A 23,641-nucleotide genomic window follows, 5' to 3' on the forward strand; every position below is an offset into this window, starting at 1 on the left:
GACCTTCGGTGAAAGCCTGTTGGTGGTCACCGCCCTTGCCGACCAGATCAAAGACCTGCGTACCTTGGCCAGCAAGCGTTCCATGGACGCCGGGGCCTTGCGTGAAGAACTCAACCACAGCCTGAAAACCGCCTTCGACCGCAACACCAAGGTGCTTGGTATCTGGCTGTCGTTCGAGCCCAACGCCCTCGACGGCAAAGACAGCGAATTCGTCAACGACGCCGCCCGTGTGTCCAACGAAAAAGGCCGTTTTTCCAGCTACTGGAGCCGCGCCGGTAGCGAAGGCCTGAACACGGTGATGGTCGAGGATGACCTGACCAAGACCACCCTCAACCTCAGCGGTACGCCTTACAACATCTGGTACACCTGCCCACGGGACACCAAAAACACCTGCCTGCTGGACCCGTATGAAGACACCGTAGCCGGCAAACCGGTGTTGATGACCACCATTTCCCTGCCCCTGCTGGTCGACGGCAAGGTGATCGGCGTAGTGGGGATCGACCTCGCCCTCAACGCCCTTCAAGCGGCCACCGATGCCGCACAAAAAGAGCTGTTCAACGGTGCAGGGATTCTCGAAATACTGTCTGGTAACGGCTTGATCGCCGGCTACAGCGGCGAGCCGGCCAAGGTCGGTAAAAACCTGGTGGACACTCTCGGCGCCGAAGGCAAAGAGATCGTGCAACTGTTGGCCAGCGATACCCGCAAGATCCGCGAGGAAGACGGCACGATTCGCGCCGTGTACCCGGTCAAGCCGATTGCCGACGCCAAATCCTGGGGGGTAGTGATCAAGCTGCCTAAACAAGTGCTGTTGGCAGACTCACTGAAACTCCAGGCCGTGCTCGACAAAGCCCAGGCCAGTGGCACCGTCAAGGCGTTGCTGGTGGGCGCAGCCGCCGGCCTGCTGGGCTTGTTGCTGATCTGGCTGACAGCCACCGGCGTGACCCGGCCGATCAACAGCGTGGCCGCCATGCTCAAGGAAATCGCCAGCGGCGACGGTGACCTCACCCAGCGCCTGGCCTACGGTAAAAAGGATGAACTGGGGGAACTGGTGAACTGGTTCAACCGCTTCCTCGACAAGCTGCAGCCGACCATTGCGCAAATCAAGCAAAGCATCACCGAAGCCCGTGGCACCGCCGACCAGTCTTCGGCAATCGCGCGCCAGACCAGTGAGGGCATGCAGGTGCAGTTCCGTGAGATCGACCAGGTGGCCACGGCCTCGAATGAAATGAGCGCCACCGCCCACGACGTGGCGAACAGCGCCTCCAACGCCGCCAGCGCTGCCCGCGGTGCCGACCAGTCAGCCCGTGAAGGCATGCAGATCATTGAGCGCAGCACCCGCGACATCACCACCCTGGCCGAAGAAGTCAGCAAGGCCGTGACCGAAGTCGAAGCCCTGGCGGTGAACAGTGAGCAGATCGGTTCGGTACTGGAAGTGATCCGCAGCATCGCCGAACAGACCAACCTGCTGGCCCTGAACGCCGCAATTGAAGCAGCACGGGCCGGGGAAAGCGGGCGAGGTTTTGCGGTGGTGGCCGACGAGGTGCGCAACCTGGCCAAGCGTACCCAGGATTCCGTGGAGGAGATTCGCCTGGTGATCGAGCGCATCCAGACCGGCACCCGTGGGGTGGTAGCGACCATGCACTCGAGCCAGACCCAGGCGCAGAACAATGCCGGGCAGATTCATCAGGCGGTGCAGGCCCTGGGCAAGATCAGCGATGCGGTGACGGTCATCAGCGACATGAACTTGCAAATCGCCAGCGCTGCCGAGCAGCAGAGTGCGGTGGCCGAAGAGGTCAACCGCAACGTCTCGGCGATCCGCACAGTGACCGAAACCCTCACCGGCCAAGCCACCGAATCGGCAGCCATCAGCAGCCAGCTCAATGCCTTGGCCAGCCAGCAGATGAAGCTGATGGATCAGTTTCGGGTTTGACCCGAGCTTGAATCCAGTGAGGACCCAATGTGGGAGCGGGCTTGCTCGCGAATGCGGTGGATCAGTCGGTACATGTACTGAATGACACCCCGCATTCGCGAGCAAGCCCGCTCCCACACAAGCCCGTCCACAGCAGAGTTGCGGTGCCTTATTGACCCGTCCAGGCTGCCACAAACGGCGCCAGGTCTTCTTTCGGGGCCGTACGCGGCGGGTTTTGTGGGGTGCCCAGGTAAAGGAAGCCAATCACTTCCTCATCCGCCTTCAGCCCGAGGCCTTTGGCGACATGGGCCGAGTACGACAACTCACCGGTGCGCCACACCGCGCCGATCCCCTGGGCGTACGCCGCCAGCAGAATCCCGTGGGCCGCACAGGCCGCCGCCAGCAGCTGCTCGGATTTTGGCACTTTGAAATGTTCTTGCAGGCGGGCAATCACTACCACCACCAACGGCGCACGCAGCGGGCCGTTCTGCGCCTTGTCGATCGCGGCCTGGGGCGCGTCGGCGTCCTGCAGGCGGGCGGCTTCGGCCAGCAGCGTGCCCATGCGCTCACGTGCCGCACCTTCCACCGTCAGGAAACGCCAAGGCCGCAGCTGGCCGTGGTCGGGCGCGCGCATGGCGGCGGCGAACAGCAGATCGCGCTGCTCCTGGGTCGGTGCCGGGTCCAGCAGTCGCGGCACGGAAACACGGTTGAGCAAAGCGTCGAGAGCCTGCATTGGCCACCTCCAGAGAAAAATGTGCGGTCATTCTAGCGGGAATGAATCGGATACCACCAAACGATAATTGCTCTTATTCAAACCGCCCTGCCCTGTTAGACTTTGCGGCCTTATTTTCAGCCCACGTTCAGGAAGACTGATGTCCCGTTCGCCCCTTCGCCTGTCTGCACTGTTGATGGCCCTGAGCCTGAGTGCCTGCGATGACGCCCCGCGATTCACCAAGGCTGAGCCGGGTGAAGCAAGGGCTGGCGGCGCGACAACGGTCAGGAAGACCGACCAGAACGCCTTCTCGCTGCCCTCGGCCAACCTGTCCCCGACCCGGCGCCTGGACTTCAGCGTGGGCAACAGTTTCTTCCGCAGCCCCTGGGTGATTGCCCCGTCTACCACCACTGCCCGCGATGGGCTGGGGCCGCTGTTCAACACCAATGCGTGCCAGAACTGCCATATCAAGGATGGCCGTGGTCATCCGCCGCTGCCCGATGCAGCCAACGCGGTGTCGATGCTGGTACGCCTGTCGATCCCCGATGCACCGCCCTATGCCAAGGTCATCGAGCAACTGGGTGTCGTCCCCGAGCCAGTCTACGGTGGGCAATTGCAGGACATGGCCGTGCCTGGCGTCGCCCCGGAAGGCAAGGTGCGGGTCGACTACACACCGGTCAACGTCAGCTTCAAGGACGGCACCGTCGTCGAGTTGCGCAAGCCAGCGCTGCAAATCACCCAGCTGGGCTACGGCCCGATGCACCCCGACACGCGCTTCTCGGCCCGGGTTGCCCCGCCGATGATCGGCCTGGGGCTGCTGGAAGCCATCCCCGACGCCGATATCCTGCGCAACACCGACCCGAAAACCGCCGACAAGGAAGCCATCGTCGGACGTGCGAACTGGGTCTGGGACGACGCGCAACACAAGACCGTCCTCGGTCGATTTGGCTGGAAAGCCGGGCAACCGAACCTCAATCAACAAAATGTTCACGCGTTTTCTGGTGATATGGGCCTCACCACGTCCCTGAGACCCTTCGATGACTGCACCGATACACAAGTCGCCTGCAAACAGGCGCCCAACGGCAATGGCCCGGACGGCGAGCCTGAGGTCAGCGACAACATCCTGCGCCTGGTGCTGTTCTACACCCGCAACCTGGCCGTCCCGGGCCGCCGCGACGTCAACGCACCGCAGGTGCTGGCCGGAAAAAACCTGTTCTACCAGGCTGGCTGCCAGGGCTGCCACACACCGCAGTTCACCACGGCGCCAACGGCCGCCGAACCTGAATTGGCCAACCAAGTGATTCGCCCCTACAGCGACTTGCTGCTGCACGACATGGGCGACGGCCTCGCCGACAACCGTACCGAATTCAAGGCCAGTGGCCGCGACTGGCGCACGCCGCCGTTGTGGGGCATTGGTCTGACGCAAGCCGTCAGTGGCCACACCCAGTTTTTACATGACGGCCGCGCCCGTAACCTGATGGAGGCCGTGCTGTGGCACGGCGGTGAAGCCCAGGCGGCGCAGCAGCATGTGTTGTCGTTCAATGCCGAGCAGCGCGCCGCGTTGCTGGCATTTCTGAATTCTTTATAAGTTTTGTCCTAATTACAGAAGGGAGCTCGACATGTTCCGTCCCAAGTTGTTGTTCACCAGCCTGGCCGCCCTCGCCCTCGGTGCGTGCTCGCCCCAGGACCCGCAAGCGGTGACCTCGGCGGCCATCGCCAAGCAAGTGATCCTGCCCACCTACAGCCGCTGGGTTGAAGCCGACCGCCAACTGGCCGTCAGCGCCCTGGCCTATTGCCAGGGCAAGGAAAGCCTGGAGACCGCCCGTGCCGACTTCCTGCACGCACAAAAGGCTTGGGCCGAGTTGCAACCACTGCTGATCGGCCCGCTGGCCGAGGGCAACCGCTCGTGGCAGGTGCAGTTCTGGCCGGACAAGAAAAACCTGGTGGGTCGTCAAGTCGAGCAACTGGTGACTGCCCAACCACAGATCGACGCCGCCGCCCTGGCCAAATCCAGCGTCGTGGTGCAGGGCCTGTCGGCCTACGAATACATCCTCTACGACGCCAAGACCGATCTGGCGGACGAGACGCAAAAAGCCCGTTACTGCCCGTTGCTGGTAGCCATCGGCGAACGCCAGAAACTGCTGGCCGAAGAAATCCTGTCGAGCTGGAACAGCACCGACGGCATGCTGGCGCAGATGACCAAGTTTCCTAACCAGCGCTACGCCGATTCCCACGAAGCCATCGCCGACCTGCTGCGGGTTCAAGTGACTGCGCTGGACACCCTGAAGAAAAAACTCGGCACCCCGATGGGCCGCCAGACCAAGGGCATCCCGCAACCGTTCCAGGCCGATGCGTGGCGCAGCCAGTCGTCCCTGCAAAGCCTGGAAGCCAGCCTGGCTGCCGCCCAGACCGTCTGGATCGGCGTCGACAACAAAGGCCTGCGCGGCCTGTTGCCTGCCGATCAAAAGCCATTGGCTGACAAGATCGACGCCGCGTATGCCGCGTCCCTGAAACTGTTCGCCAGCAACCAGCGTACGCTGAATGAACTGCTGGCCGACGATGCCGGGCGCCAGCAACTCAACGATATCTACGACAGCCTCAACGTGGTCCACCGCCTGCACGAAGGCGATCTGGCCAAAGCGCTGGGCATCCAACTGGGCTTTAACGCCAACGACGGTGACTGATGATGCTCAGGCGACAGGCTTTGGCCCTCGGCAGCGTGCTGCTCAGTGCAATTACCCTGGGTGGCTGGACGCTGTTCAAGCAGAAGGGCAAAAGCCCGCTGCTGCTCTCGGCGCGTGATGACAGTGATGGCAAACACTACGCCGTCGGCTTCCACCTGGACGGCAAGCAGGTGTTTGCCACCCAGGTCGGTCAGCGCTGTCACGACATCATCAACCACCCGACGCTGCCGATTGCGCTGTTTGTCGCCCGCCGGCCGGGCACCGAGAGCTACCTGATCGACTTGCGCGACGGGGCGCTGCTGCAGACCATCACCTCGAAGGCCAATCGACACTTTTATGGGCACGCGGTGGTGCACAAGGATGGCGAGTGGTTGTATGCCACGGAAAACGACACGTCTGATCCGGGGCGCGGCTTGCTTGGGGTATATCGGTTCGAGGGTGAGCGGTTGGTGCACACCGGGGAGATTTCTACCCATGGGATCGGGCCGCATCAGGTGTCGTGGATGCCTGACGGTGAGACGCTGGTGGTGGCTAACGGCGGGATTCGTACCGAGGCGGAGAGCCGGGTGGAGATGAACCTGAATGCCATGGAGCCGAGCCTGGTTCTGATGAAGCGCGACGGGACGCTGCTGAGTAAGGAAACCCTGAGCCAGCAGATGAATAGTGTGCGGCATATGGGGATTGCCAGCGACGGGACGATCCTCGCGGGGCAGCAGTTCATGGGGGCGTCTCATGAGCGGTCGGAGTTGCTGGCGATCAAGCGACCGGGGCAGCCGTTTGTGGCGTTTCCGGTGGCGGATGAGCAGTTGCAGGCCATGGGGCATTACACGGCCAGCGTTGCGGTGCACAGTGAGTTGCGGCTGGTGGCGCTGACGGCGCCTCGGGGGAATCGGTTCTTTATCTGGAACATGGACAGCGCGGAGTTGCTGCTGGACGGGCCGTTGCCGGATTGTGCCGGGGTGGGTGCGGTGGCTGACGGGTTTGTAGTGACTTCCGGGCAGGGGCGTTGCCGGTTTTATGATTGTCGGCAGGTGCCGTTGGTGGCCAAGCCGCTGGAGTTGCCGGCGGGGCTTTGGGATAACCATCTGCATCTGGTTTGATCGGGGGGCTGATGGGGGGCATATCCGTTGCTGCGGTCAGGGCTGCTATGGGTTCCGCTCTTACAGAGGCTCACTTTTGAAAAGCGCAAAAGTAAGCAAAACGCTCTTGCCCCACCACTCGGCACCTCGCTTAGGCTCGGTGTGCCCTCACTCCGGCTTTGGACCGTGGGCCGCCGTCATGGGCCATCCTTGGCCCAGGACGGCTAACCCGGCGTCCTGCCGGGTTACCCACGCTCCAAAGCCTGCGTTCGGCCAGCGTGGTTAACGGGGCGCCTAAGATCAAGATCAAAAGCACAGCGGCCTCCCGGCCGGCTTGAGTGTTGAAGAGCAAAAACCAAATCAAAATATAAAGCGGGCACGGTCAAATGTGGGAGCTGGCTTGCCTGCGATGGCATCAACTGGGTGTACCTGATGTACCGAGTTGTCTGCATCGCAGGCAAGCCAGCTCCCACAGAAAAGCAGCTCTGCTTTCGCTCTTAACACTCAAGCCGGCCGGTAGGCCGCTGTGCTCTTGATCTGCTTTTGATTTTGATCTGCGGGCCCCGTTAACCACGATGGCCGCAAGCAGGCACGGTGGAGCGGGTAAATCGGCAGGGATGCCGATTTAGCCGCGCCGGGCCATGGATGGCCCGTCGCGGCGGCCCGCGGAATCGGGCCGGAGTGCGGGCATGCCGAGCCTTAGCGAGGCACCGAGTGGTGGGGCAAAGACCTTTTGGTTACTTTTGGCTGGGCCGGCATTCCGGGCGTTTGCCAAAAGTGACCCGCTGTAAGAGCGGAACCCTAAGTAGCCGTTACCGCAGCAACGGATATGTACTCGATCAACCAACCAACCCCAAAAACCCAAGCCCAAATAAAAGGCCTCGAACTAGCGAGGCCTTTTATTTGGGCTTCAATCTCTTCAACTCTGTGGCCTCATCCCTTGGGACATCCCAAACATGAACAACAACAACTCATGATCAGGCTTGGCCGCAACACCGACCTTGGCGATCCGCGGCATCGGGCACTGCTGCCCGACACCCTGTACCGCACTGAGGACTTGTGTCCGGGGCTGCTCCCAGGCAGCCAGGGCGAGGGCCGCTATGCCCAACGCCCCCAACAGAAACAAACCTCGTGCAATTTCTAGCTTCATTACGTTAAACCTTTGATAGCGCTGCCAAACGCCGTCTCGTAAAAGTAGCTGAGTTTCTGCCAGTCCGTAGCATTCCACGACGAATGGCGGCGCAACTGCAACATGTCATGCCGCGCCGCCCGCAAAGCGGTCAAGCGCTGGCGGCACTTCTCGAAGTCCAACAGCGCCACTTCAACCTTCGCCGCGTCACCCTCACCCGTCACCCGCACAAAGATGTGCTTGATATACAGGCAACCATGCTGCCAACGGCCCTTGTGCATCCGAGCCAACGTACCCGCGAGTTCCTTGAGCAAACGCTCATGCACCAACTCGCCATACTGCTCACGACCACCCGCGGCGTACCAGTTTTCGATCTCGTCGAAACCGTCCAGCGACGCCGTCACCAACAACGCCTTCCATTGGTGCTCAGGATCGCGACGGGCTTCGCAGAACACCAGTTCCGGCACACGTACATCCAGCAAACGCAGGCCCTTCAGGGCATCGCGTTCACGTAACACAGTGGGGCGTCCAAAAGGATGGAGCCAACTGCGGTAGATATGGCCCGTCTGGCGCTTGCTATAGAGCAAACGACCATTGGTGCCCGTCACCCGTTGCACACCACTTTCACCGCCGCGACGACGATTGGGCTCTTCGACCCACTCGCCCTGCTGGCGCCAGAAATAATCAAATCGCTCCTCGGGAGCTACTTCACTACCTGGTAAACACTCGACAGCCATCCTGTTACCTCTTGCGCAATACATACACTCGCCACATGGCGTAGAGCGGTATGAAGTCCAGAGATTCCTGAACACGGAAACCGGCTTGTTCAAACTCTGCCTCAACAGTAGCAGCCGGTAACACGAACCGATTTTGGTAACCTTGTTGCTCACCTTTGTTGCGACGCCGCACTTCGGCACGCTTGCGTTTCCAGGCCTTGAAGTTGCCGTCCACCCACAACGAGATAATCACGCTGTCTCGGGTAACACGCTGAAATTCGCGCAGTATTGCCAGCCTGTGCTCAGGGTCACCGATGTGGTGCATCAAGCGCATGCAGAAAATGCTGTCGACCGCGTTATCCGGCAAATCGATATCAAACGCAGACGTTTGCAAGGGCCGTACCCGTTTCACCACATCCGCCGGTTGGGCGACCGTGGCGATCTTCAGCATCGACTCTGAATTGTCGGCACCGATGATCACGCGGTTGGGCTTTTCTGCCAGCAAAGGCCAGAAACGCCCAGCCCCACATGGCAAGTCCAGCACCAGGCCAGGCTCACCCGCCATGGCTAACGCACCACGCGCCAGTTGCTCGTCGCGTTTGTGGGACAACCGGCGAGCCAGATTGTCCTGATGTTTGAGCAAATAATTCTGCGCGTGTTGATCGTCGTACTTTTCGGAAAATTCAAGCTTGATCGGGGTAGGCATCACCGGGTCTCCAGTTACTGATGCCTACAACCTTAAGAAGCGTCCCGTGATCAACAGGTCAACACATTGTGAAAAACTTGTCCTGTCGAATCGTATACATTACAAAACTTTGCAGATACAAGTCATAGCATGGTGCCATCTTCGGCGAAAATGAGGAAGTCTGCCGCAGGTTAGCGGCAGAGCAGGTACTAGGCCTTGACCTGACTCAACTCCACATGAAAGCGGCAGCCATTGGGCTCCATGGTACTGAGGCTGACGCTCCAGCCTTGGTTCTCGCAGATCCGCTGAACCAGGGACAACCCCAATCCCAGTCCTTCGCCACGCTTCTCGCTGCCGCGTACAAACGGCTCGAACATCGCTTCGCGCTTGTCTTCAGGTATCCCGACACCGGAGTCCTCCACCACAAAGCCGCTCGGCTCCAGGGTGAGGCGAATAAAGCCATGTTCGGTGTAATGCAGTGCATTGCGCAGCAGATTACCCATCACCGCGTGCAGGAAGGTCGCGTTGTAACGGGTATCCAAGGGCGCGCCGGGCTGATAAATCAGCTCAAGGCCTTTGCGCTCAATCGGCTCACGCCAGATCCCCAGCAGATCATCGGCCACCTGGGCCAGGTTGGCTTGGGGCGACATGCCAGCCTCCTCACGCTGGGCACGGGCCAGCATCAGGAAGGTCTGTACCAGTTCGCGCATTTCTTCACAGGCCCGTGCAATCCGTTCGACCTGGTTACGGCCGCGCTGGTCAATTGCCGGGTTCTCCAGCAACAGTTCGCAGGAACTGGCGAGCACCATCAGCGGGGTGCGCAACTCGTGGCTGACATCACTGGTAAACAGCTGCTCCCGGGACAACGCCTGGCGCAAGCGGCCCAGGGTCGCGTCGAAGGCCACGGCCAGTTCACCGACCTCATCCGCCGCGTAATCCGGGGCCAGGGGCGGCGCCAGGCCGAGTAACTGGTCGCGATGACGCACTTGGCGGGCTAGGCGGACCACCGGGGCCATGACCTTGCGCGCCAGTACCCAGCCGAGGAATACCGCCAACGCCAGGCTGAGCACAAACCCCACCAGCACCACGGCGAACAGCACGCGCTCGCGCTCTTCGAAGTCGCTCTGGTCTTGCAGCAGCACATAGCGGCGACCGTCGACGATTTCGACCATCGCGTGGTAGGAAAGCTGTTCGCGGAATACCTCATGGAAACCGGCGTCGAGATGGCGCAAGTCCTTGGGCAACTCAAAATCGCCAGGGCCGCCGCTGAAGTAGAACAATTGGTCGGGCTCGGGACGGTGGCTCCAGTCCTCGACGCTGTCCATCAGCAGCAGGCGTTGCAAGTCACCGCCCAGGCCCGCCGAAATGAGCTTTTCTTCCACCAGGTGCACCGTGGCGACGATGCCCATGGCGAAGGCCCCCGCCACCAACGCGCTCATCAAGGCGAAGGCGATGATGATCCGCTGGGCAAGGCTTTGCTTAAACTCCATCACGACCCTCGGCCAGGCGATAACCCACACCGTGAACCGTTTGCAGCAACGGTTTGGCGAAGGGTTTATCAATTACCTGACGCAGTTGATGGACATGGCTGCGCAAGCTGTCGCTGTCCGGGCAGTCATCGCCCCACAGGGCTTCTTCGAGAATTTCACGGCGCAATACGTGAGGGCTCTTTTGCATCAGCACCGCCAGCAGCTTCAGGCCAACCGGGTTGAGCTTGAGCAGGCGCCCTTCGCGGGTGACTTCCAGGGTGTCGAGGTCATAATTCAGATCACCGACCTGCAAGGTCCGGCGACCGCCGCCCTGGGCACGGCGCAGTACCGCTTCGATACGCGCGGCCAATTCCGACAGCGCAAACGGCTTGAGCAGGTAGTCATCGGCGCCGGACTTGAAGCCCTGCAGCCGGTCATCCAGTTGGTCGCGAGCGGTGAGCATGATCACCGGCGTGTCGCGCCGTGCGTCTTCGCGCAGGCGTTTGCACAGGGTGTAGCCATCGATGCCAGGCAGCATGATGTCGAGCACGATCAGGTCGTAATGCTCGGTGGCAGCCAAGTGCAGGCCTGACAAGCCGTCCTGCGCGCAATCCACGGTGTAGCCCTTCAGCCCCAGGTAATCGGCCAGGTTGGCCAGAATATCGCGGTTGTCTTCAACCAATAAAATTCGCATGGGCAGTGTCTCCGTACGCGGTAACGGCCGTGTTGGCTCGCGCAGCTTAAGGCCAAGTATGACTCAGGGCTAGGGCTGAAGGCCGTGTCCATTACTCTTTTCAACCGATTGCGAGACTTAACGAGTTTTTCACTATAGGTTCACAACCTGACTACAGTGTCAGCGCGAAGATCGCGCCCATCGAAAATAAGGAACATTGACATGGGTTTCCCAAAAACGGCGCCAATGCGCTATTTGCTGTTGGTGACCGGTGCATGGCTGGTTGTTTTTCTACTAACCCGCATTCTGCTGCTGGTAACCCATCTGGATGAAGTAAGCGGTAACCTGCTGCCGGTATTCGGCGTGGGCCTGCTCTATGACCTCGGTTTCCTCGCCTACGCCGCCCTGCCCCTGGGCCTGTATTTGCTGCTGTGCCCACCAGGGATGTGGCGTCGCCGTGGCCATCGCTGGTTCCTGCAAGCGGTACTGACCGTCAGCCTGTTCGCCATGCTCTTTACCAGCGTGGCCGAGTGGTTGTTCTGGGACGAGTTCGGCGTGCGCTTCAACTTTATTGCCGTGGATTACCTGGTTTACTCCAAAGAGGTGCTGAACAACCTGCTGGAGTCTTATCCGATCGGCAAGCTGCTGAGCCTGCTGGCAGTCTTGGCGATAGTCTTGAGCCTGGCGTTGCGTAAACCGTTCAACGCGGCGATGAATTCGCCGTTGCCTGCAATGCGCAAACGGCTGCTCAGCGCCCTTGGCTTGTTGGTGGTGGCCGGCCTGAGCCTGCAACTGATCAATCAGGACAGCCCGCGCAGCCAAGGCGGTAACGCCTACAACAACGAACTGGCCAGCAACGGCCCCTATCAGTTCTTCGCCGCCTTCCGTAATAACGAGCTGGACTACAACCAGTTCTACAAGAGCCTGCCAACCGATGTCGTCGCCAAGCAGTTGCGCGCCGAACTCAGCGAACCCAACGCACGGTTTATCGGCACGGATCCGCTGGATATCCGTCGCGCCATTACCAACCCGGGCACGCTGCGCAAACCCAATATCGTACTGGTGACCATCGAAAGCTTCAGTGCCAAGTACATGGGCAGCAACGGCGACCCGAATAACCTGACACCCAACCTCGACGCGCTGCGCAAACAGAGCCTGTACTTCAATAACTTCTACGCCACTGGCACCCGCACCGACCGTGGCCTGGAAGCCATCACCCTGGCCATTCCACCGACGCCGGGACGTTCGATCGTCAAGCGCATCGGCCGCGAAAGCGGTTTCGGCAGCCTGGGCCAACAGCTCAATGCCATCGGCTATGACAGCGTGTTTGTATACGGCGGCCGTGGCTACTTTGACAACATGAACGCGTTCTTCAGTGGCAACGGCTACCGCGTAGTGGACCAGAGCAGCGTGCCTGAAGCGGAAATCAGCTTCAAAAACGCCTGGGGCATGGCCGACGAAGACCTCTATAAACAGACGCTGAAACTGGCAGATGCCGACTACGCCAAGCAGCAACCGTTCCTGCTGCAACTGATGACCACCTCCAACCACCGCCCGTATACCTACCCGGCAGGCCGCATTGATATCAAATCCGGCGACGGTCGCGACGGTGCGGTGAAGTACACAGACCATGCCATCGGCCAGTTCCTGGAGGCTGCCCGCCAGAAGCCATGGTTCGACAACACAATCTTTATCTTCGTCGCCGACCACACAGCCGGCAGCGCGGGCAAGGAAGACCTGCCGATGGTGAACTACCAGATCCCACTGTTCATCTACGCCCCCAAGCTGGTGGACGCCAGCGAGAACGCGAAGCTGGCCAGCCAGATCGACCTGGCCCCGACGCTGCTGGGCTTGCTGAACCTGAGCTACGAGTCGACGTTTTTCGGCCGCAACCTGCTGCAAGACAACCCGTTGCCGCCACGGGTAGTGGTGGGCAATTACCAGTACCTGGGGTTGTTCGACGGCAATGACCTGGCGATTCTCAGCCCACGCCAAGGCCTGCGCCGCCATGACCAGGCACTGGGCGACAGCCACGAGTCCCGTGTGGGCAGCGATGACCCGTTGATTCAGCGAGCCATTACTTACTACCAGGGCGCCAGTTATGGCTACAAACAACAGTTGTTGAGCTGGAGGGTACCCAAGGACGAGGTTCCCAAAGTGAGTACGCGCTAACCAAAATGCCCCGGCCAGGTCTGACCGGGGCTTTTTTTAGAGTCTGAGTTCACCATGCACGCAATCGCTGTTCGTCCGGGATCCCAACCCCTCAATTTTTGGCTGTGCCTCGGTGTGCCAGCCATGCTGGCGGTGGTCATGCTGTTGCTGGAGCTGACGTCGCTGGACATGGACGTTGCCAAGCTGTTTTACAACGCCTCCGAAGGCGGCTTTGTGGGCCGGCACAGTTTTTTTCTAGAGGACATTCTTCACGATCGCGCCAAGCAGATGGTGATCGTGTTTTCGGTGCTGGCGATCGCCGGGTTTGCCGGGGCCTTTATTGTTGAGCGGCTTAAGCCCTACCGCCGGGAATTGGGCTGCCTGGTGCTCTCGCTGGCCCTGGCTACCTCGTTTGTTTCGCCGTTGAAGACCGTGACCGGGGTGCAATGCCCGTGGAGCGTCAAGGAGTTCGGCGGCCAGGAGACTTACAGCGAGCTGCTGAGCCCGCGGCCGCCGACCGACAAGCCGGGCCGGTGCTGGCCGGGCGGGCATGCGGCGACGGGGTTTGCCTTGTTCGCGTTGTTTTTTGCCCTGAGGGATCGTCGGCCGCGGATGGCGCGCTCGGCGTTCATGTTTGCACTGGGGCTGGGCACGGTGCTTTCGGTGAGCCGGACGATGCAAGGGGCGCACTTTCTTTCCCATAACGTGTGGACGGCGATTTTCAGCTGGCTGATTTGTTTGGGCGCCTATTACTTCTTGCTGTACCAGCCGGTGAAAGCACCGCAGCCCGCCTTCCAGAAGCAGCCCGCAACGCCTTGATGAACAGCCCTTGCCTCGCCGGGGGCAAGGGCGCAACACTCTGCGCACTTTTTTGGCAACGATCCCGCTGAGCCATGTCCGATACCCTGCTGCTGATCGAAGACGACCTGCCCCTGGCAGCACTGACGGCCGAGTTCCTGCGCGCCGAAGGGTTTACCGTGGCGGTAGAACACCGTGGCGACCGCGCGGCCCAACGTATTCACGAGGAACAGCCGGCGCTGCTGATCCTTGATGTGATGCTGCCGGGCATGGACGGCTTTACCCTGTGCCGACAGATTCGCGACCACTACCCCGGGCTGATCCTGATGATGACGGCCCTGGACGAGAACGCCGAACAATTGGTGGGGTTTGCCGCCGGGGCCGACGACTACGTGGTCAAGCCGATCGATCCGCAACTGTTGCTCGCGAGGATCCGCTCACTGCTGCGTCGCCATCCCCAGGCGCCCCGCAATTTCTATCAGTGGGGCGCTTTTCGCTTGGACCTGAACAACCACTTCGCCTGGCTTGGCGAGGCGCCCTTGCAGTTTTCGGTGGCCGAGTTCGAGTTGCTCGCCATCTTCGCCCGTCACTGCGGCGTGTTGCTGACCCGGGAAAAACTGCTCCAGCGCCTGCGGGGCCTGGAGTACGACGGCCTGAACCGTTCGATTGATATGCGGGTGTCGCGCTTGCGCAAGAAACTGATGAGCCTTGAGTGCCCCGTGACCATCCAGACCATCACGGCGCAGGGATACCTGTTCGTCGAAATCCCGAGCGGGAGTCAACATGCTGTCTAAAGTGCGCCCCTGGATGGCAATCGCGGCCGGCACCAGTTGGGCCGCCCTCACCCTTTACCTGTTGTGGTTGTGCACCAACGCTGCGGTGTTTATCGGCGACTACAGCTTTCTGCGCCTGATGGCCGGGCCGGGTTATCTGGTTGCCGAGCAACTCAAGACCCTGCCCCCCGAACAATGGGAGGCGCGTGTCGAGTCGCTGCAAGCACGCTTTCAGTACCCGGTGAGCGTGGTGAAAAAGGACGATATCGAGCTGCCCCCCGAAGCCATTGTGATGCTCGACCATCATCAACCGGCGCAGAACAGTGATGAGGACGTCACCTACTTCCCGCTGGACGATGACACGGTGATTCAATTCGGCCCCATGTGGGGAACCGCCGAAGTGAAGGACCTGCTGCAATATCCGGTGTATTGGGTGACCGCCTGTGTTGCCGGCCTGCCGGTGTTGCTGTTGCTCTGGATCGCCCTGCGTGCCCGACGCCAATACACCCACGACCTCAACACCCTCAACGCGAGTATCAGTGCCCTCGCCCGCACGCCCAACACGCTGCTGCCGGCGATGAGCCAGGAATGGGCGCCGCTGCTGCAGACCTTGCGCAAGCATGCCCAGGACATCACCTCGATGGGTGAACGCCACCGGGAAGTTTCCCAGGCGGTGTCCCACGAACTGCGCACGCCCCTGGCCCGGATGCGGTTTGCTCTCGCACTGCTGAGTAAAAGTGCCGACCCCGACACCCGCACCCGCCTGCAAGAGCGCCTGCAAACCGACATCGAAGAGCTGGAGTCGCTGGTTCGCGCCAGCCTCGCCTTTGCCCGGCTGGCCGATGCACCCAGTGACCTGCAGCATGAGCCGATCAATATCCACGACTGGCTGCAGCAGGAGTTCGCCCTGCTGGACGGGCACCATCGTTTGCTGACCCTGGACACCCAGCCGGCCGACCTCGAACTGATCGGCGACCGCGCCCTGCTGCATCTGATCGTGCGCAACCTGCTGAGCAACGCCATCACTTACGCCCGCGAACGGGTGAACGTCAGCGCTGCGTGCCAGGACCAGCACCTGGTGCTGCATGTAGATGATGACGGCCCGGGCGTGCTGCCGGAAAACCGCGAAAAGATCTTCGAACCCTTCGTGCGCCTGGCCATGGGCGGCGACGAGCCCAGCGGGTTTGGCCTGGGCCTGGCGCTGGCCAAGCGCGCCACCCATTGGCACCGTGGAGAACTGTCGATCACCCGCAGCCCGTTGGGCGGCGCACGCCTGACCCTGACCCTGGCGCTGCGCCCAGGTTAGGCTGTTACAGCCTGTGACAGTGGAACGTCCGCGCTGCCGCTAACCTCGCGACCTTGTCCTTTGGATCAGGTTGGAGAGTCAGTTCATGCGTCACCCTAGACGGCATCTGCCCACGCTGCTGTTATCACTGTGCATGGCCGCCGGTTCATGGTCAGGCAGCAGCGCGGCCCAGAGTGCTCACGCGCCCTACTACCCCGGCACCATCCTGCCCAATCGCCAGACCCAGGCGATCATGGATAAACAATTGGTCACGTTCTACAAGGACTGGAAGGCGGTGTATCTCTCAGGGGATTGCGGCAGCGGCCGGTATTTCGTCAAGGTCAACGCCGACCACAAACCGGTGGGCGGTGGCGCCGCGCCCAACACCATCACGGTGTCCGAGGCTCATGGCTACGGCATGCTGCTTACGGTGATGATGGCCGACTACGATGACGAGGCCCAAAAAATCTTCGACGGCATGGTGCGCTACTTCCAGGATCACCCGGCAGCCTCCGATCCCGGCCTGATGGCCTGGAACCAGATAGAGGGCTGCGGCGACTCCACCGACCCTTTCCGCGGCGACGTCAGTGCCACCGACGGCGACCTGGACATCGCCTACGCCCTGCTGCTGGCCGACCAGAAATGGGGCAGCCAAGGCACCATTGACTACCGCAGCGAGGCCAACACGGTGATGGCGGCGATCATGAAGCACGAAGTGCACCCCAGGACTCAGCATCTGATGCTCGGCGACTGGGCCGGCACCGATGGCGACGCGGAGCTTGAGTACACCACCCGCAGCTCGGACTTCATGCAGTCGCACCTCTACAGCTTTTTCGCCATGACCGGGGATAAACGCTGGCAGGCGGTGCGCGACAAGACCTATTCGATCATCAGCGACTTTACCCAGCGCTACAGTGCCAAAAGTGCTTTGGTGCCGGACTTCATCAGCCACTTGGACACTTCGCTCACCCCTGCACGGCCCGAACTGGTGGAAGGTCAATACGACGGCGGCTACTCGTGGAACGCGGCCCGTTACCCCTGGCGCATCGGCCTGGATTACCTGATGTACGGTGACCCTCGCGCGCTGTACACCTTGACCACCTTCAACCGCTGGGCACGCGCCACGACCCACGATGAACCGGGCAACTTCAACAGTGGCTACCGAATCGACGGCAGTGCCATTGAGGAAGCGCACAATGAGCCGGCCTTTGTGGCGGCACTCGGGGTCAGCGCAATGATCAGCCCCGACAATCAGCTGTGGCTCAATAACATCTGGGACAACCTGCAACGCCGGTCCATCCGGGACCATGATTACTACGGCAACACCCTCAAACTGCTGGGCATGGTCGTCATGTCCGGCCACTGGGAGCGGCCCCAACCGGCGCCCCTCAAAAAAACCGCAAACGTGCCTGTCCATCCGTCATCCGGCCCTGCGGCACCGAGACCCGTGGCATCTTTGCCGGCTGCCTCGCAGCTGATGCTGACTCGTGGCTTTATGTTCAAGAAGCTACTGGGGCGTCGCGGCGTCAGTTGAAGCGTGCGCATAAAGCGGGACGCGGAGCGTCCCTGGCGGCATTCCCACGCAGAGCGTGGGAACGATCAAAGATCAACGATCAAAAAAAAACCCGCCTGCATCGCTGCAGGCGGGTTTTTTCAGTATCGGGGTAAGGCTGGCTTACATCATGCCGCCCATGCCGCCCATACCGCCCATGTCTGGCATGCCGCCGCCAGCTGGAGCATCTTCTTTGATCTCGGCGATCATTGCTTCAGTGGTGATCATCAGGCTGGCAATCGACGAAGCCGCTTGCAGAGCCGAACGAGTCACTTTAGCTGGGTCCAGGATGCCCATTTCGATCATGTCGCCGTATTCGCCGGTAGCAGCGTTGTAACCGAAGTTACCCGAACCCTGCTTGACCTTGTCGACCACTACGCTTGGCTCGTCGCCGGAGTTGGCAACGATCTGGCGCAGAGGTGCTTCAACCGCACGACGCAGCAGAGCGATACCGACGTCTTGGTCAGCGTTGTCGCCTTTCAGCTCGGAGATAGCCTGCAGAGCGCGAACCAGTGCCACGCCACCGCCAGGTACCACGCCTTCTTCAACGGCTGCACGGGTAGCGTGCAGGGCGTCTTCAACGCGGGCTTTCTTCTCTTTCATTTCAACTTCGGAACCAGCGCCAACCTTGATCACTGCAACGCCGCCGGACAGCTTGGCCAGACGCTCTTGCAGTTTTTCACGGTCGTAGTCGGAAGTGGTATCAGCCACTTGAGCGCGGATCTGGGTAACACGTGCCTGGATGTCAGCTTCAACACCAGCACCGTCGATCACGGTGGTGTTTTCCTTGGTCACGGTGACGCGCTTGGCATTACCCAGGTGTTCCAGGGTAGCGCTTTCCAGGCTCAGGCCGATCTCTTCGGAGATAACGGTACCGCCAGTCAGAACAGCGATGTCCTGCAGCATGGCCTTGCGACGATCGCCGAAACCAGGTGCTTTGACAGCAACCACTTTCACGATACCGCGCATGTTGTTCACAACCAGAGTCGCCAGGGCTTCGCCTTCAACGTCTTCGGAAACGATCAGCAGTGGGCGACCGGCCTTGGCAACAGCTTCCAGAACTGGCAGCAGTTCACGGATGTTGGAGATCTTTTTGTCAACCAGCAGGATCAGCGGGCCGTCGAGCTCGGCGGTCATGGTGTCTGGCTTGTTGACGAAGTACGGGGACAGGTAGCCACGGTCGAACTGCATGCCTTCAACAACCGACAGTTCGTTTTCCAGGCCCGAGCCTTCTTCAACGGTGATCACGCCTTCTTTACCGACTTTTTCCATGGCTTCGGCAATGATGTCGCCGATGGAGCTGTCGGAGTTGGCCGAGATGGTGCCGACCTGAGCGATTGCCTTGGTGTCAGCGCATGGCTTGGACAGGGACTTCAGCTCTTTGACAATGGCGATGGTCGCCTTGTCGATGCCGCGTTTCAGGTCCATCGGGTTCATGCCGGCAGCGACGGCTTTCAGGCCTTCGTTGACGATCGACTGAGCCAGAACGGTAGCGGTGGTGGTGCCATCGCCTGCGTCATCGTTGGCACGGGAGGCAACGTCTTTGACCAGCTGCGCGCCCATGTTTTCGAAGCGATCTTTCAGCTCGATTTCTTTGGCGACGGACACGCCGTCCTTGGTGATGGTCGGAGCGCCGAAGCTCTTCTCGATGATCACGTTACGGCCTTTAGGGCCCAGGGTCGCTTTTACTGCGTCAGCCAGGACGTTGACACCGGCGAGCATTTTCTTACGGGCGGAATCGCCGAATTTAACTTCTTTAGCAGCCATGATCGATATTCCTTAAATACTTTGTAGTAACGGGAAGATGAGCGGGGAAATCAGCCTTCCAGAACAGCGAGAATCTCGTTCTCAGCCATTACCAGCAGGTCTTCGCCGTCGATTTTCACAGTGTTGCTGCCGGAGTAAGGGCCGAAAACAACCTTGTCACCCACTTTCACAGCCAGCGCACGTACTTCACCGTTTTCCAGGGTCTTGCCTGGGCCAGCAGCGAGAATCACACCGTGGTTGGCTTTTTCAGCAGCCGAACCTGGCAGCACGATACCGCCAGCGGTTTTCTTTTCTTCTTCACTGCGACGGATGACGACGCGGTCATGCAGAGGACGAAGCTTGCTCATTGTCGATCTCTCCTAATTGTGTTTTTCATCAGCCGGTGTCAATTCCGGCAGGTTAAATTCCGGCGGTGCCGGTCGCGGTTCGCGGCGCGAAACGCGGAAGTCTGTCTGGTGTCGCCACCAGAAACCTTGCGGTGACCGTTACATAAGGGCGCATAAGCTTATTACAAGGGTGCCAAGATGAAATTTTTTGTGTCGGGGGAGGCTTCAAAAGCCGCACGGCACCCGCAGGTGCCGTGCCAGTGAGGGGATTACTTGGGGTCGCGGTGTTCGAACTCGCCTTCGATCACGTCACCTTCACGCCCCAGGGGCTGGCGCGGAGCCGGGCCGCCACGGGGTTGCAGGTCGTCGGCAAAGGCGCGCTGGCGAATGGCAGCTTCTTCGGCCCGCTGGCGCATCTTGCCCGCCAGCAGCTTACGAGTGAACGGCAGCAGCATCACCAGGCCGACCACATCGCTGATGAAGCCTGGCAGGATCAACAGGCCACCGGCCAATGCCATCATCAAGCCTTCGAGCATGGTCTGGGCCGGCAGTTCGCCGCGATTCAGGCTTTCACGGGCACGTAGCGCCGTGGCCAGGCCGGCGACGCGCAGCACCAGAACGCCGAGCATCGAGCCGAGAATGATCAGCAGCAGCGCCGGGAAAAACCCAATGGCCCCGCTGACTTGTACGAATACGAACAGCTCCAGCACCGGAAATAACAAAAAAAGCAACAAAAAAGGGCGCATCAAATGGTTCCTCAACGCAAGAATGCCTTGCTACTTCACCTTAGATGACGTCGCCGTTTCGTGAATTCAAGCTTCAGCGGCCGCTTTTTTCGGCCACACCTCGGCGTGAGCCAGGAAAACCAAGGCTTCGCGTACTTGTGTCGGCGTGTTGCAAGGCTCGGCAAAGGGCAGCCAGTAGAGTGCCTGGCCAATGCGCAGGTGCATGCCTTCACTGTCGATGCCCGCCAGTTGCGCAGGCTCGGTGGTCGGCAAGCCGGCCAGTTCGACGTAGTGGGCAATGGCCTTGGTATGGTCGCTGTTCATGTGTTCGATCATGCTCAGCTCGGCCTTGCCGGCGAACGGATTGGCCAGGGTCAGTTGGTCGACCCAGTGGATCGCGCCAAACCCGCCGATATAACGATGGCGCACCGGCTTGAGCACCCAGAAGTCAAAATCATGGGCCTTGTGGTAGTTGGCCGAATCCGGGAAATAGCGGTAATAACGCTCGGCTGCGGCTTCAATCTCAGCGCTGTCTTCCAGCTTTTCGGCCTCGGCCAGGTAGGTCAGGCGCCCTACCGCTTGAACGTCGTCCGCCTCACGCTCCCCCACCAGCAGTGAGCACTTGGGGTCTTTCTGCAAATTATGGGTGTGCTGGGCGATACGGCTGATCAGGATCAGCGGCCGGCCCTCGGCGTCCAGGCAGTACGGCACCACTGAGCCGAACGGAAAGCCGGGCATGGCCTTGGACAAGGTGGCAAGTGCCCCACGGTATTCCTTGAGCAGTAGTTCTCGGGCATTCTTGGCAACGTGCGCGCTCAACTTATGACTCCTTTGATAAATTCCGTCAAAAAACAAACTTGGGTAGCCGCTTAATTCTGCTCACAGGACTTGCGAACGGATCTCAACGACAAAGTAATCATTATCACCGGCGGTTGCCAGGGTTTGGGCCGTTCCATGGCCGAGTATTTTGCAGCCAAGGGCGCGCACCTGGCGCTGGTGGACCTCAATCAGGAAAAACTCGACCAGGCCGTGATCGCCTGCCAGGCCCATGGCGTGAAGGCTAGAGCCTATCTGTGCAACGTGGCGAATGAAGAACAGGTAACCCAGACCGTGGCCCAGATCGCAGAAGACTTCGGCGCGATCAACGGTTTGATCAACAACGCAGGGATTTTGCGCGACGGGCTGCTGCTGAAGGTCAAGGATGGCGAGATGACCAAGATGAGCCTGGCCCAGTGGCAGGCGGTGATCGACGTGAACCTCACCGGGGTGTTCCTGTGTACCCGCGAAGTGGCGGCGAAAATGGTGGAACTGAAGAACCAAGGCACCATTATCAATATCTCGTCGATCTCCCGGACCGGTAACGTCGGCCAGACCAATTACTCCGCCGCCAAGGCCGGTGTAGCAGCCGCCACCGTGACCTGGGCCAAGGAGCTGGCGCGCTACGGCATTCGCGTGGCGGGCATTGCACCGGGGTTTATCGAGACGGAGATGACCCTGGGCATGAAGCCTGAGGCCCTGGAGAAGATGACGTCGGGCATTCCCCTCAAGCGCATGGGGCGGCCTGAGGAGATTGCCCATTCAGCGGCGTATATCTTCGAGAATGACTACTACACCGGGCGGATCCTGGAAATGGACGGCGGGTTGCGCCTTTAATTACCAGGTGACTCCTTACCCAGTGGCCCTTTACCAGGTGACGCCGAACCCTGCGGTGTAGCGGGTCTTGCTCAGCGCGCTTTCCGAGTCGCCACTAATAATGTCGCGCTCGGCCTTGAGGTTGAGGGAAGCCCACTCGGTGACTTTGTAGCGCAAGCCCATTTCCGCATCCAGGGAATAGTCGGATGGCCCTGCCAGCGGCTTGCCCAGCTCGCCATTGGTGAAGAACTCGACGGACTTGCCCACCAGGTAGCGGTTGTAGTTCCACTTCATCGCCAGCGAGTAGAAGTTGTCCTTGCCGCCATCCTGGTATTCATAGTCAGTGCGGTTGACCAACGAACCGAGGGAGAACGCGCCCAGTTCGTCATCCCAGAATTGGTAGCCCGGGCCGGTACCCACGGTGCGCTGGCGAGACAGGTCTTCGACTTTGTCGCGCTTGTAGGTCAAGCGCCCCTGCCAGAACCAGTGTTCGGTGAGAAAGCGGTCCAGGTCGTACTCCAGCGCCCAGTTGTCGGTGGTGGTCACGTCGTCCTGGAATTCGCGGTTGTATTCGCCCTGGGCGGTATGGCGCCACTGGCCATGGCGGGCGGTGGTCTTGAAGTCGATGTCGTAGTCGTTGGTGTCTTTTTCCGCGCGCTTGTAGTCCAGCGCCATGTCGACATTGCCCTTCCACACCAAGTCTTCGATCACGGGCTTGGGCTTGATGATCTGCTGGATGCTCGCCAGTTCGACAGTCTTGGGCGCCTCACCATTGGCCAGAATGACCTTGCCGTCATCAGCCGCCTTCAGGGATTTGGCTTTCTCGCCGGTGTAGGCATCCTGCTTGACCAGCAATTCCTGATCGCTTTCCAGGGTCTTGACCTGTTTCCAGTCCACCGGGATGGCGCCGGCATAATCGGTCTGGATCAGCAGTTTGCCACCGTCGAAAACCTTGATCTTGCCGGTCAGGCGGTCACCATTTTTCAACCAGACGGTATCGGCGAGCAGCGGGGTGGAGGCGCTGAAAACAGCAAGGCATAGCAGGGTTCTGGACAACATAAGCGAATACAGGCTCAAGTTTGGCGGAAAAAACGGGCATTATCGGGTTGGATAACTTCTTAGCAAGGACTGACTCGGGTATTTGAATCGAGTTCCGTTCCCAGCGTTACATTTGCAGACATTTCCCACGAATAGACGGATATTTTCATCGGATATGCCCACCGTGAACAAAACGACCGACGCCCCGCAAAGCCCGGCCGAAATGCGCCGCACCGTGCTGTACCTGACCCTTGCCCAAGTGCCCGAGGGTTGCGTCATCAGCTATGGGGAGCTGGCGCACCTCGCCGGTTTGGGTCGTGCCGCACGCTGGGTGGGCCGTACCCTGAGCCAGCTGCCCGAGGACACCAAATTGCCCTGGCACCGCGTGTTGGGTGCCGGTGGTCGGATAAGTCTGCCGGTGGGCAGTGCCTCAGGGGACGAGCAACGCGCGCGTTTACGCGCTGAAGGCGTCAGCATCCTGAACAATCGTGTTGATATTCAGCGTCATGGCTGGCGCCCGGTAGAGCACAGCGGTTAG

Annotated in this window: 22 protein-coding genes and 1 pseudogene; 12 read left to right on the forward strand and 11 right to left on the reverse strand. The window is 60.4% G+C overall.

Going from position 1 to position 23,641, the window contains the following annotated elements:
- Positions 1 to 82: 82 nt before the first annotated feature.
- Together JFU58_RS32535 and JFU58_RS32540 are read left to right on the forward strand one after the other, a co-directional pair.
- Positions 83 to 1,072: pseudogene (locus JFU58_RS32535) on the forward strand (PDC sensor domain-containing protein); the annotation flags it as partial.
- 102 nt (positions 1,073 to 1,174) lie between these two features.
- On the forward strand, positions 1,175 to 1,930 hold the full coding sequence (locus JFU58_RS32540; protein ID WP_371103562.1) for a methyl-accepting chemotaxis protein: 756 nt from the start codon (positions 1,175 to 1,177) through the stop codon (positions 1,928 to 1,930).
- Between the two features lie 148 nt (positions 1,931 to 2,078).
- On the opposite strand, the gene JFU58_RS05345 is transcribed toward JFU58_RS32540, so the two are convergent.
- Entirely contained in the window at positions 2,079 to 2,642 is a 564-nt protein-coding gene (locus tag JFU58_RS05345; protein WP_003214103.1) for an NAD(P)H nitroreductase, read from the reverse strand.
- A 139-nt stretch (positions 2,643 to 2,781) separates the two neighbouring features.
- On the opposite strand from JFU58_RS05345, the gene JFU58_RS05350 reads away from it, so the two are divergent.
- The 3 genes from JFU58_RS05350 to JFU58_RS05360 are packed head-to-tail and all read left to right on the forward strand — an operon-like array spanning position 2,782 to position 6,405.
- Complete coding sequence (locus JFU58_RS05350; protein WP_201139999.1) at positions 2,782 to 4,209, forward strand: di-heme oxidoreductase family protein; 1,428 nt, start codon at positions 2,782 to 2,784, stop codon at positions 4,207 to 4,209.
- A gap of 31 nt (positions 4,210 to 4,240) precedes the next feature.
- The gene (locus JFU58_RS05355) at positions 4,241 to 5,305 is read left to right on the forward strand and encodes an imelysin family protein (RefSeq protein WP_093205602.1); all 1,065 of its coding nucleotides are present in this window, start codon (positions 4,241 to 4,243) and stop codon (positions 5,303 to 5,305) included.
- 2 nt (positions 5,306 to 5,307) lie between these two features.
- A complete protein-coding gene (locus tag JFU58_RS05360; protein WP_177071339.1) occupies positions 5,308 to 6,405 on the forward strand; it encodes a DUF1513 domain-containing protein in 1,098 nt (365 codons plus the stop codon).
- 898 nt (positions 6,406 to 7,303) lie between these two features.
- On the opposite strand, the gene JFU58_RS05365 is transcribed toward JFU58_RS05360, so the two are convergent.
- The 5 genes from JFU58_RS05365 to colR form a co-directional block, all read right to left on the reverse strand.
- Positions 7,304 to 7,534 (reverse strand): hypothetical protein, encoded by a 231-nt coding sequence (locus tag JFU58_RS05365; protein ID WP_008433604.1) that lies wholly within the window; start codon positions 7,532 to 7,534, stop codon positions 7,304 to 7,306.
- A complete protein-coding gene (locus JFU58_RS05370; protein WP_023659223.1) occupies positions 7,534 to 8,250 on the reverse strand; it encodes a lipopolysaccharide kinase InaA family protein in 717 nt (238 codons plus the stop codon). The genes JFU58_RS05365 and JFU58_RS05370 overlap by 1 nt, the downstream gene beginning before the upstream one ends.
- A gap of 4 nt (positions 8,251 to 8,254) precedes the next feature.
- Entirely contained in the window at positions 8,255 to 8,935 is a 681-nt protein-coding gene (locus tag JFU58_RS05375) for a class I SAM-dependent methyltransferase (protein ID WP_017480192.1), read from the reverse strand.
- A gap of 188 nt (positions 8,936 to 9,123) precedes the next feature.
- Positions 9,124 to 10,404, reverse strand: coding sequence for a sensor histidine kinase (locus tag JFU58_RS05380; RefSeq protein WP_063027547.1), 1,281 nt, complete (start codon positions 10,402 to 10,404; stop codon positions 9,124 to 9,126).
- Positions 10,394 to 11,077 (reverse strand): two-component system response regulator ColR, encoded by a 684-nt coding sequence (gene colR, locus JFU58_RS05385; RefSeq protein ID WP_017480190.1) that lies wholly within the window; start codon positions 11,075 to 11,077, stop codon positions 10,394 to 10,396. Before colR ends, JFU58_RS05380 begins: the two co-directional genes overlap by 11 nt.
- Positions 11,078 to 11,278: 201 nt before the next feature.
- Here colR and JFU58_RS05390 point away from each other — a divergent pair, with 201 nt between their 5' ends.
- The 5 genes from JFU58_RS05390 to JFU58_RS05410 all read left to right on the forward strand — a co-directional run bounded on the left by JFU58_RS05390 (position 11,279) and on the right by JFU58_RS05410 (position 17,597).
- A complete protein-coding gene (locus JFU58_RS05390; protein WP_201140001.1) occupies positions 11,279 to 13,228 on the forward strand; it encodes an LTA synthase family protein in 1,950 nt (649 codons plus the stop codon).
- 54 nt (positions 13,229 to 13,282) lie between these two features.
- Positions 13,283 to 14,026, forward strand: coding sequence for a phosphatase PAP2 family protein (locus JFU58_RS05395; protein WP_201140003.1), 744 nt, complete (start codon positions 13,283 to 13,285; stop codon positions 14,024 to 14,026).
- Between the two features lie 74 nt (positions 14,027 to 14,100).
- Positions 14,101 to 14,799 carry a response regulator transcription factor gene (locus tag JFU58_RS05400; protein ID WP_063027542.1) on the forward strand — a complete coding sequence of 233 codons (699 nt, stop codon included), beginning with the start codon at positions 14,101 to 14,103 and terminating at the stop codon, positions 14,797 to 14,799.
- Positions 14,789 to 16,084 (forward strand): sensor histidine kinase, encoded by a 1,296-nt coding sequence (locus tag JFU58_RS05405; RefSeq protein ID WP_201140005.1) that lies wholly within the window; start codon positions 14,789 to 14,791, stop codon positions 16,082 to 16,084. Before JFU58_RS05400 ends, JFU58_RS05405 begins: the two co-directional genes overlap by 11 nt.
- Positions 16,085 to 16,169: 85 nt before the next feature.
- The gene (locus tag JFU58_RS05410) at positions 16,170 to 17,597 is read left to right on the forward strand and encodes a glycosyl hydrolase family 8 (protein WP_201140007.1); all 1,428 of its coding nucleotides are present in this window, start codon (positions 16,170 to 16,172) and stop codon (positions 17,595 to 17,597) included.
- 141 nt (positions 17,598 to 17,738) lie between these two features.
- Here JFU58_RS05410 and groL read toward each other — a convergent pair whose 3' ends face one another.
- From groL to JFU58_RS05430, 4 genes are all read right to left on the reverse strand, one after another.
- Positions 17,739 to 19,382 (reverse strand): chaperonin GroEL, encoded by a 1,644-nt coding sequence (gene groL / locus JFU58_RS05415; protein WP_003208597.1) that lies wholly within the window; start codon positions 19,380 to 19,382, stop codon positions 17,739 to 17,741.
- Between the two features lie 50 nt (positions 19,383 to 19,432).
- On the reverse strand, positions 19,433 to 19,729 hold the full coding sequence (locus JFU58_RS05420) for a co-chaperone GroES (protein ID WP_003208599.1): 297 nt from the start codon (positions 19,727 to 19,729) through the stop codon (positions 19,433 to 19,435).
- 248 nt (positions 19,730 to 19,977) lie between these two features.
- The gene (locus JFU58_RS05425) at positions 19,978 to 20,454 is read right to left on the reverse strand and encodes an FxsA family protein (RefSeq protein ID WP_008433587.1); all 477 of its coding nucleotides are present in this window, start codon (positions 20,452 to 20,454) and stop codon (positions 19,978 to 19,980) included.
- Between the two features lie 66 nt (positions 20,455 to 20,520).
- Positions 20,521 to 21,252: a HugZ family pyridoxamine 5'-phosphate oxidase gene (locus JFU58_RS05430; protein ID WP_063027535.1), complete on the reverse strand. Its 732-nt coding sequence runs from the start codon at positions 21,250 to 21,252 to the stop codon at positions 20,521 to 20,523.
- 69 nt (positions 21,253 to 21,321) lie between these two features.
- Between JFU58_RS05430 and JFU58_RS05435 the strand changes: the two genes are divergently transcribed.
- Positions 21,322 to 22,086: an SDR family oxidoreductase gene (locus JFU58_RS05435; protein WP_201140009.1), complete on the forward strand. Its 765-nt coding sequence runs from the start codon at positions 21,322 to 21,324 to the stop codon at positions 22,084 to 22,086.
- 30 nt (positions 22,087 to 22,116) lie between these two features.
- On the opposite strand, the gene JFU58_RS05440 is transcribed toward JFU58_RS05435, so the two are convergent.
- A complete protein-coding gene (locus JFU58_RS05440; RefSeq protein ID WP_063027531.1) occupies positions 22,117 to 23,124 on the reverse strand; it encodes a DUF481 domain-containing protein in 1,008 nt (335 codons plus the stop codon).
- A gap of 154 nt (positions 23,125 to 23,278) precedes the next feature.
- On the opposite strand from JFU58_RS05440, the gene JFU58_RS05445 reads away from it, so the two are divergent.
- On the forward strand, positions 23,279 to 23,641 hold the full coding sequence (locus JFU58_RS05445; RefSeq protein WP_063027529.1) for an MGMT family protein: 363 nt from the start codon (positions 23,279 to 23,281) through the stop codon (positions 23,639 to 23,641).

Source organism: Pseudomonas sp. TH34, from assembly GCF_016650865.1.
GTDB lineage: Bacteria > Pseudomonadota > Gammaproteobacteria > Pseudomonadales > Pseudomonadaceae > Aquipseudomonas > Aquipseudomonas yamanorum.

Bases quoted from the DNA above. Each gene is read 5' to 3' on its own strand.
- JFU58_RS05440 (WP_063027531.1), bottom strand. From the start codon at position 23,124: ATGTTGTCCAGAACCCTGCTATGCCTTGCTGTTTTCAGCGCCTCCACC.
- JFU58_RS05395 (WP_201140003.1), top strand. From the start codon at position 13,283: ATGCACGCAATCGCTGTTCGTCCGGGATCCCAACCCCTCAATTTTTGG.
- JFU58_RS05405 (WP_201140005.1), top strand. From the start codon at position 14,789: ATGCTGTCTAAAGTGCGCCCCTGGATGGCAATCGCGGCCGGCACCAGT.
- JFU58_RS05355 (WP_093205602.1), top strand. From the start codon at position 4,241: ATGTTCCGTCCCAAGTTGTTGTTCACCAGCCTGGCCGCCCTCGCCCTC.
- JFU58_RS05370 (WP_023659223.1), bottom strand. From the start codon at position 8,250: ATGGCTGTCGAGTGTTTACCAGGTAGTGAAGTAGCTCCCGAGGAGCGA.
- JFU58_RS05345 (WP_003214103.1), bottom strand. From the start codon at position 2,642: ATGCAGGCTCTCGACGCTTTGCTCAACCGTGTTTCCGTGCCGCGACTG.
- JFU58_RS05375 (WP_017480192.1), bottom strand. From the start codon at position 8,935: ATGCCTACCCCGATCAAGCTTGAATTTTCCGAAAAGTACGACGATCAA.
- JFU58_RS05410 (WP_201140007.1), top strand. From the start codon at position 16,170: ATGCGTCACCCTAGACGGCATCTGCCCACGCTGCTGTTATCACTGTGC.
- JFU58_RS05390 (WP_201140001.1), top strand. From the start codon at position 11,279: ATGGGTTTCCCAAAAACGGCGCCAATGCGCTATTTGCTGTTGGTGACC.
- JFU58_RS05365 (WP_008433604.1), bottom strand. From the start codon at position 7,534: ATGAAGCTAGAAATTGCACGAGGTTTGTTTCTGTTGGGGGCGTTGGGC.
- JFU58_RS05360 (WP_177071339.1), top strand. From the start codon at position 5,308: ATGCTCAGGCGACAGGCTTTGGCCCTCGGCAGCGTGCTGCTCAGTGCA.
- JFU58_RS05350 (WP_201139999.1), top strand. From the start codon at position 2,782: ATGTCCCGTTCGCCCCTTCGCCTGTCTGCACTGTTGATGGCCCTGAGC.
- JFU58_RS05445 (WP_063027529.1), top strand. From the start codon at position 23,279: ATGCCCACCGTGAACAAAACGACCGACGCCCCGCAAAGCCCGGCCGAA.
- JFU58_RS05425 (WP_008433587.1), bottom strand. From the start codon at position 20,454: ATGCGCCCTTTTTTGTTGCTTTTTTTGTTATTTCCGGTGCTGGAGCTG.
- colR (WP_017480190.1), bottom strand. From the start codon at position 11,077: ATGCGAATTTTATTGGTTGAAGACAACCGCGATATTCTGGCCAACCTG.
- JFU58_RS05400 (WP_063027542.1), top strand. From the start codon at position 14,101: ATGTCCGATACCCTGCTGCTGATCGAAGACGACCTGCCCCTGGCAGCA.
- JFU58_RS05380 (WP_063027547.1), bottom strand. From the start codon at position 10,404: ATGGAGTTTAAGCAAAGCCTTGCCCAGCGGATCATCATCGCCTTCGCC.
- groL (WP_003208597.1), bottom strand. From the start codon at position 19,382: ATGGCTGCTAAAGAAGTTAAATTCGGCGATTCCGCCCGTAAGAAAATG.
- JFU58_RS05420 (WP_003208599.1), bottom strand. From the start codon at position 19,729: ATGAGCAAGCTTCGTCCTCTGCATGACCGCGTCGTCATCCGTCGCAGT.
- JFU58_RS32540 (WP_371103562.1), top strand. From the start codon at position 1,175: ATGCAGGTGCAGTTCCGTGAGATCGACCAGGTGGCCACGGCCTCGAAT.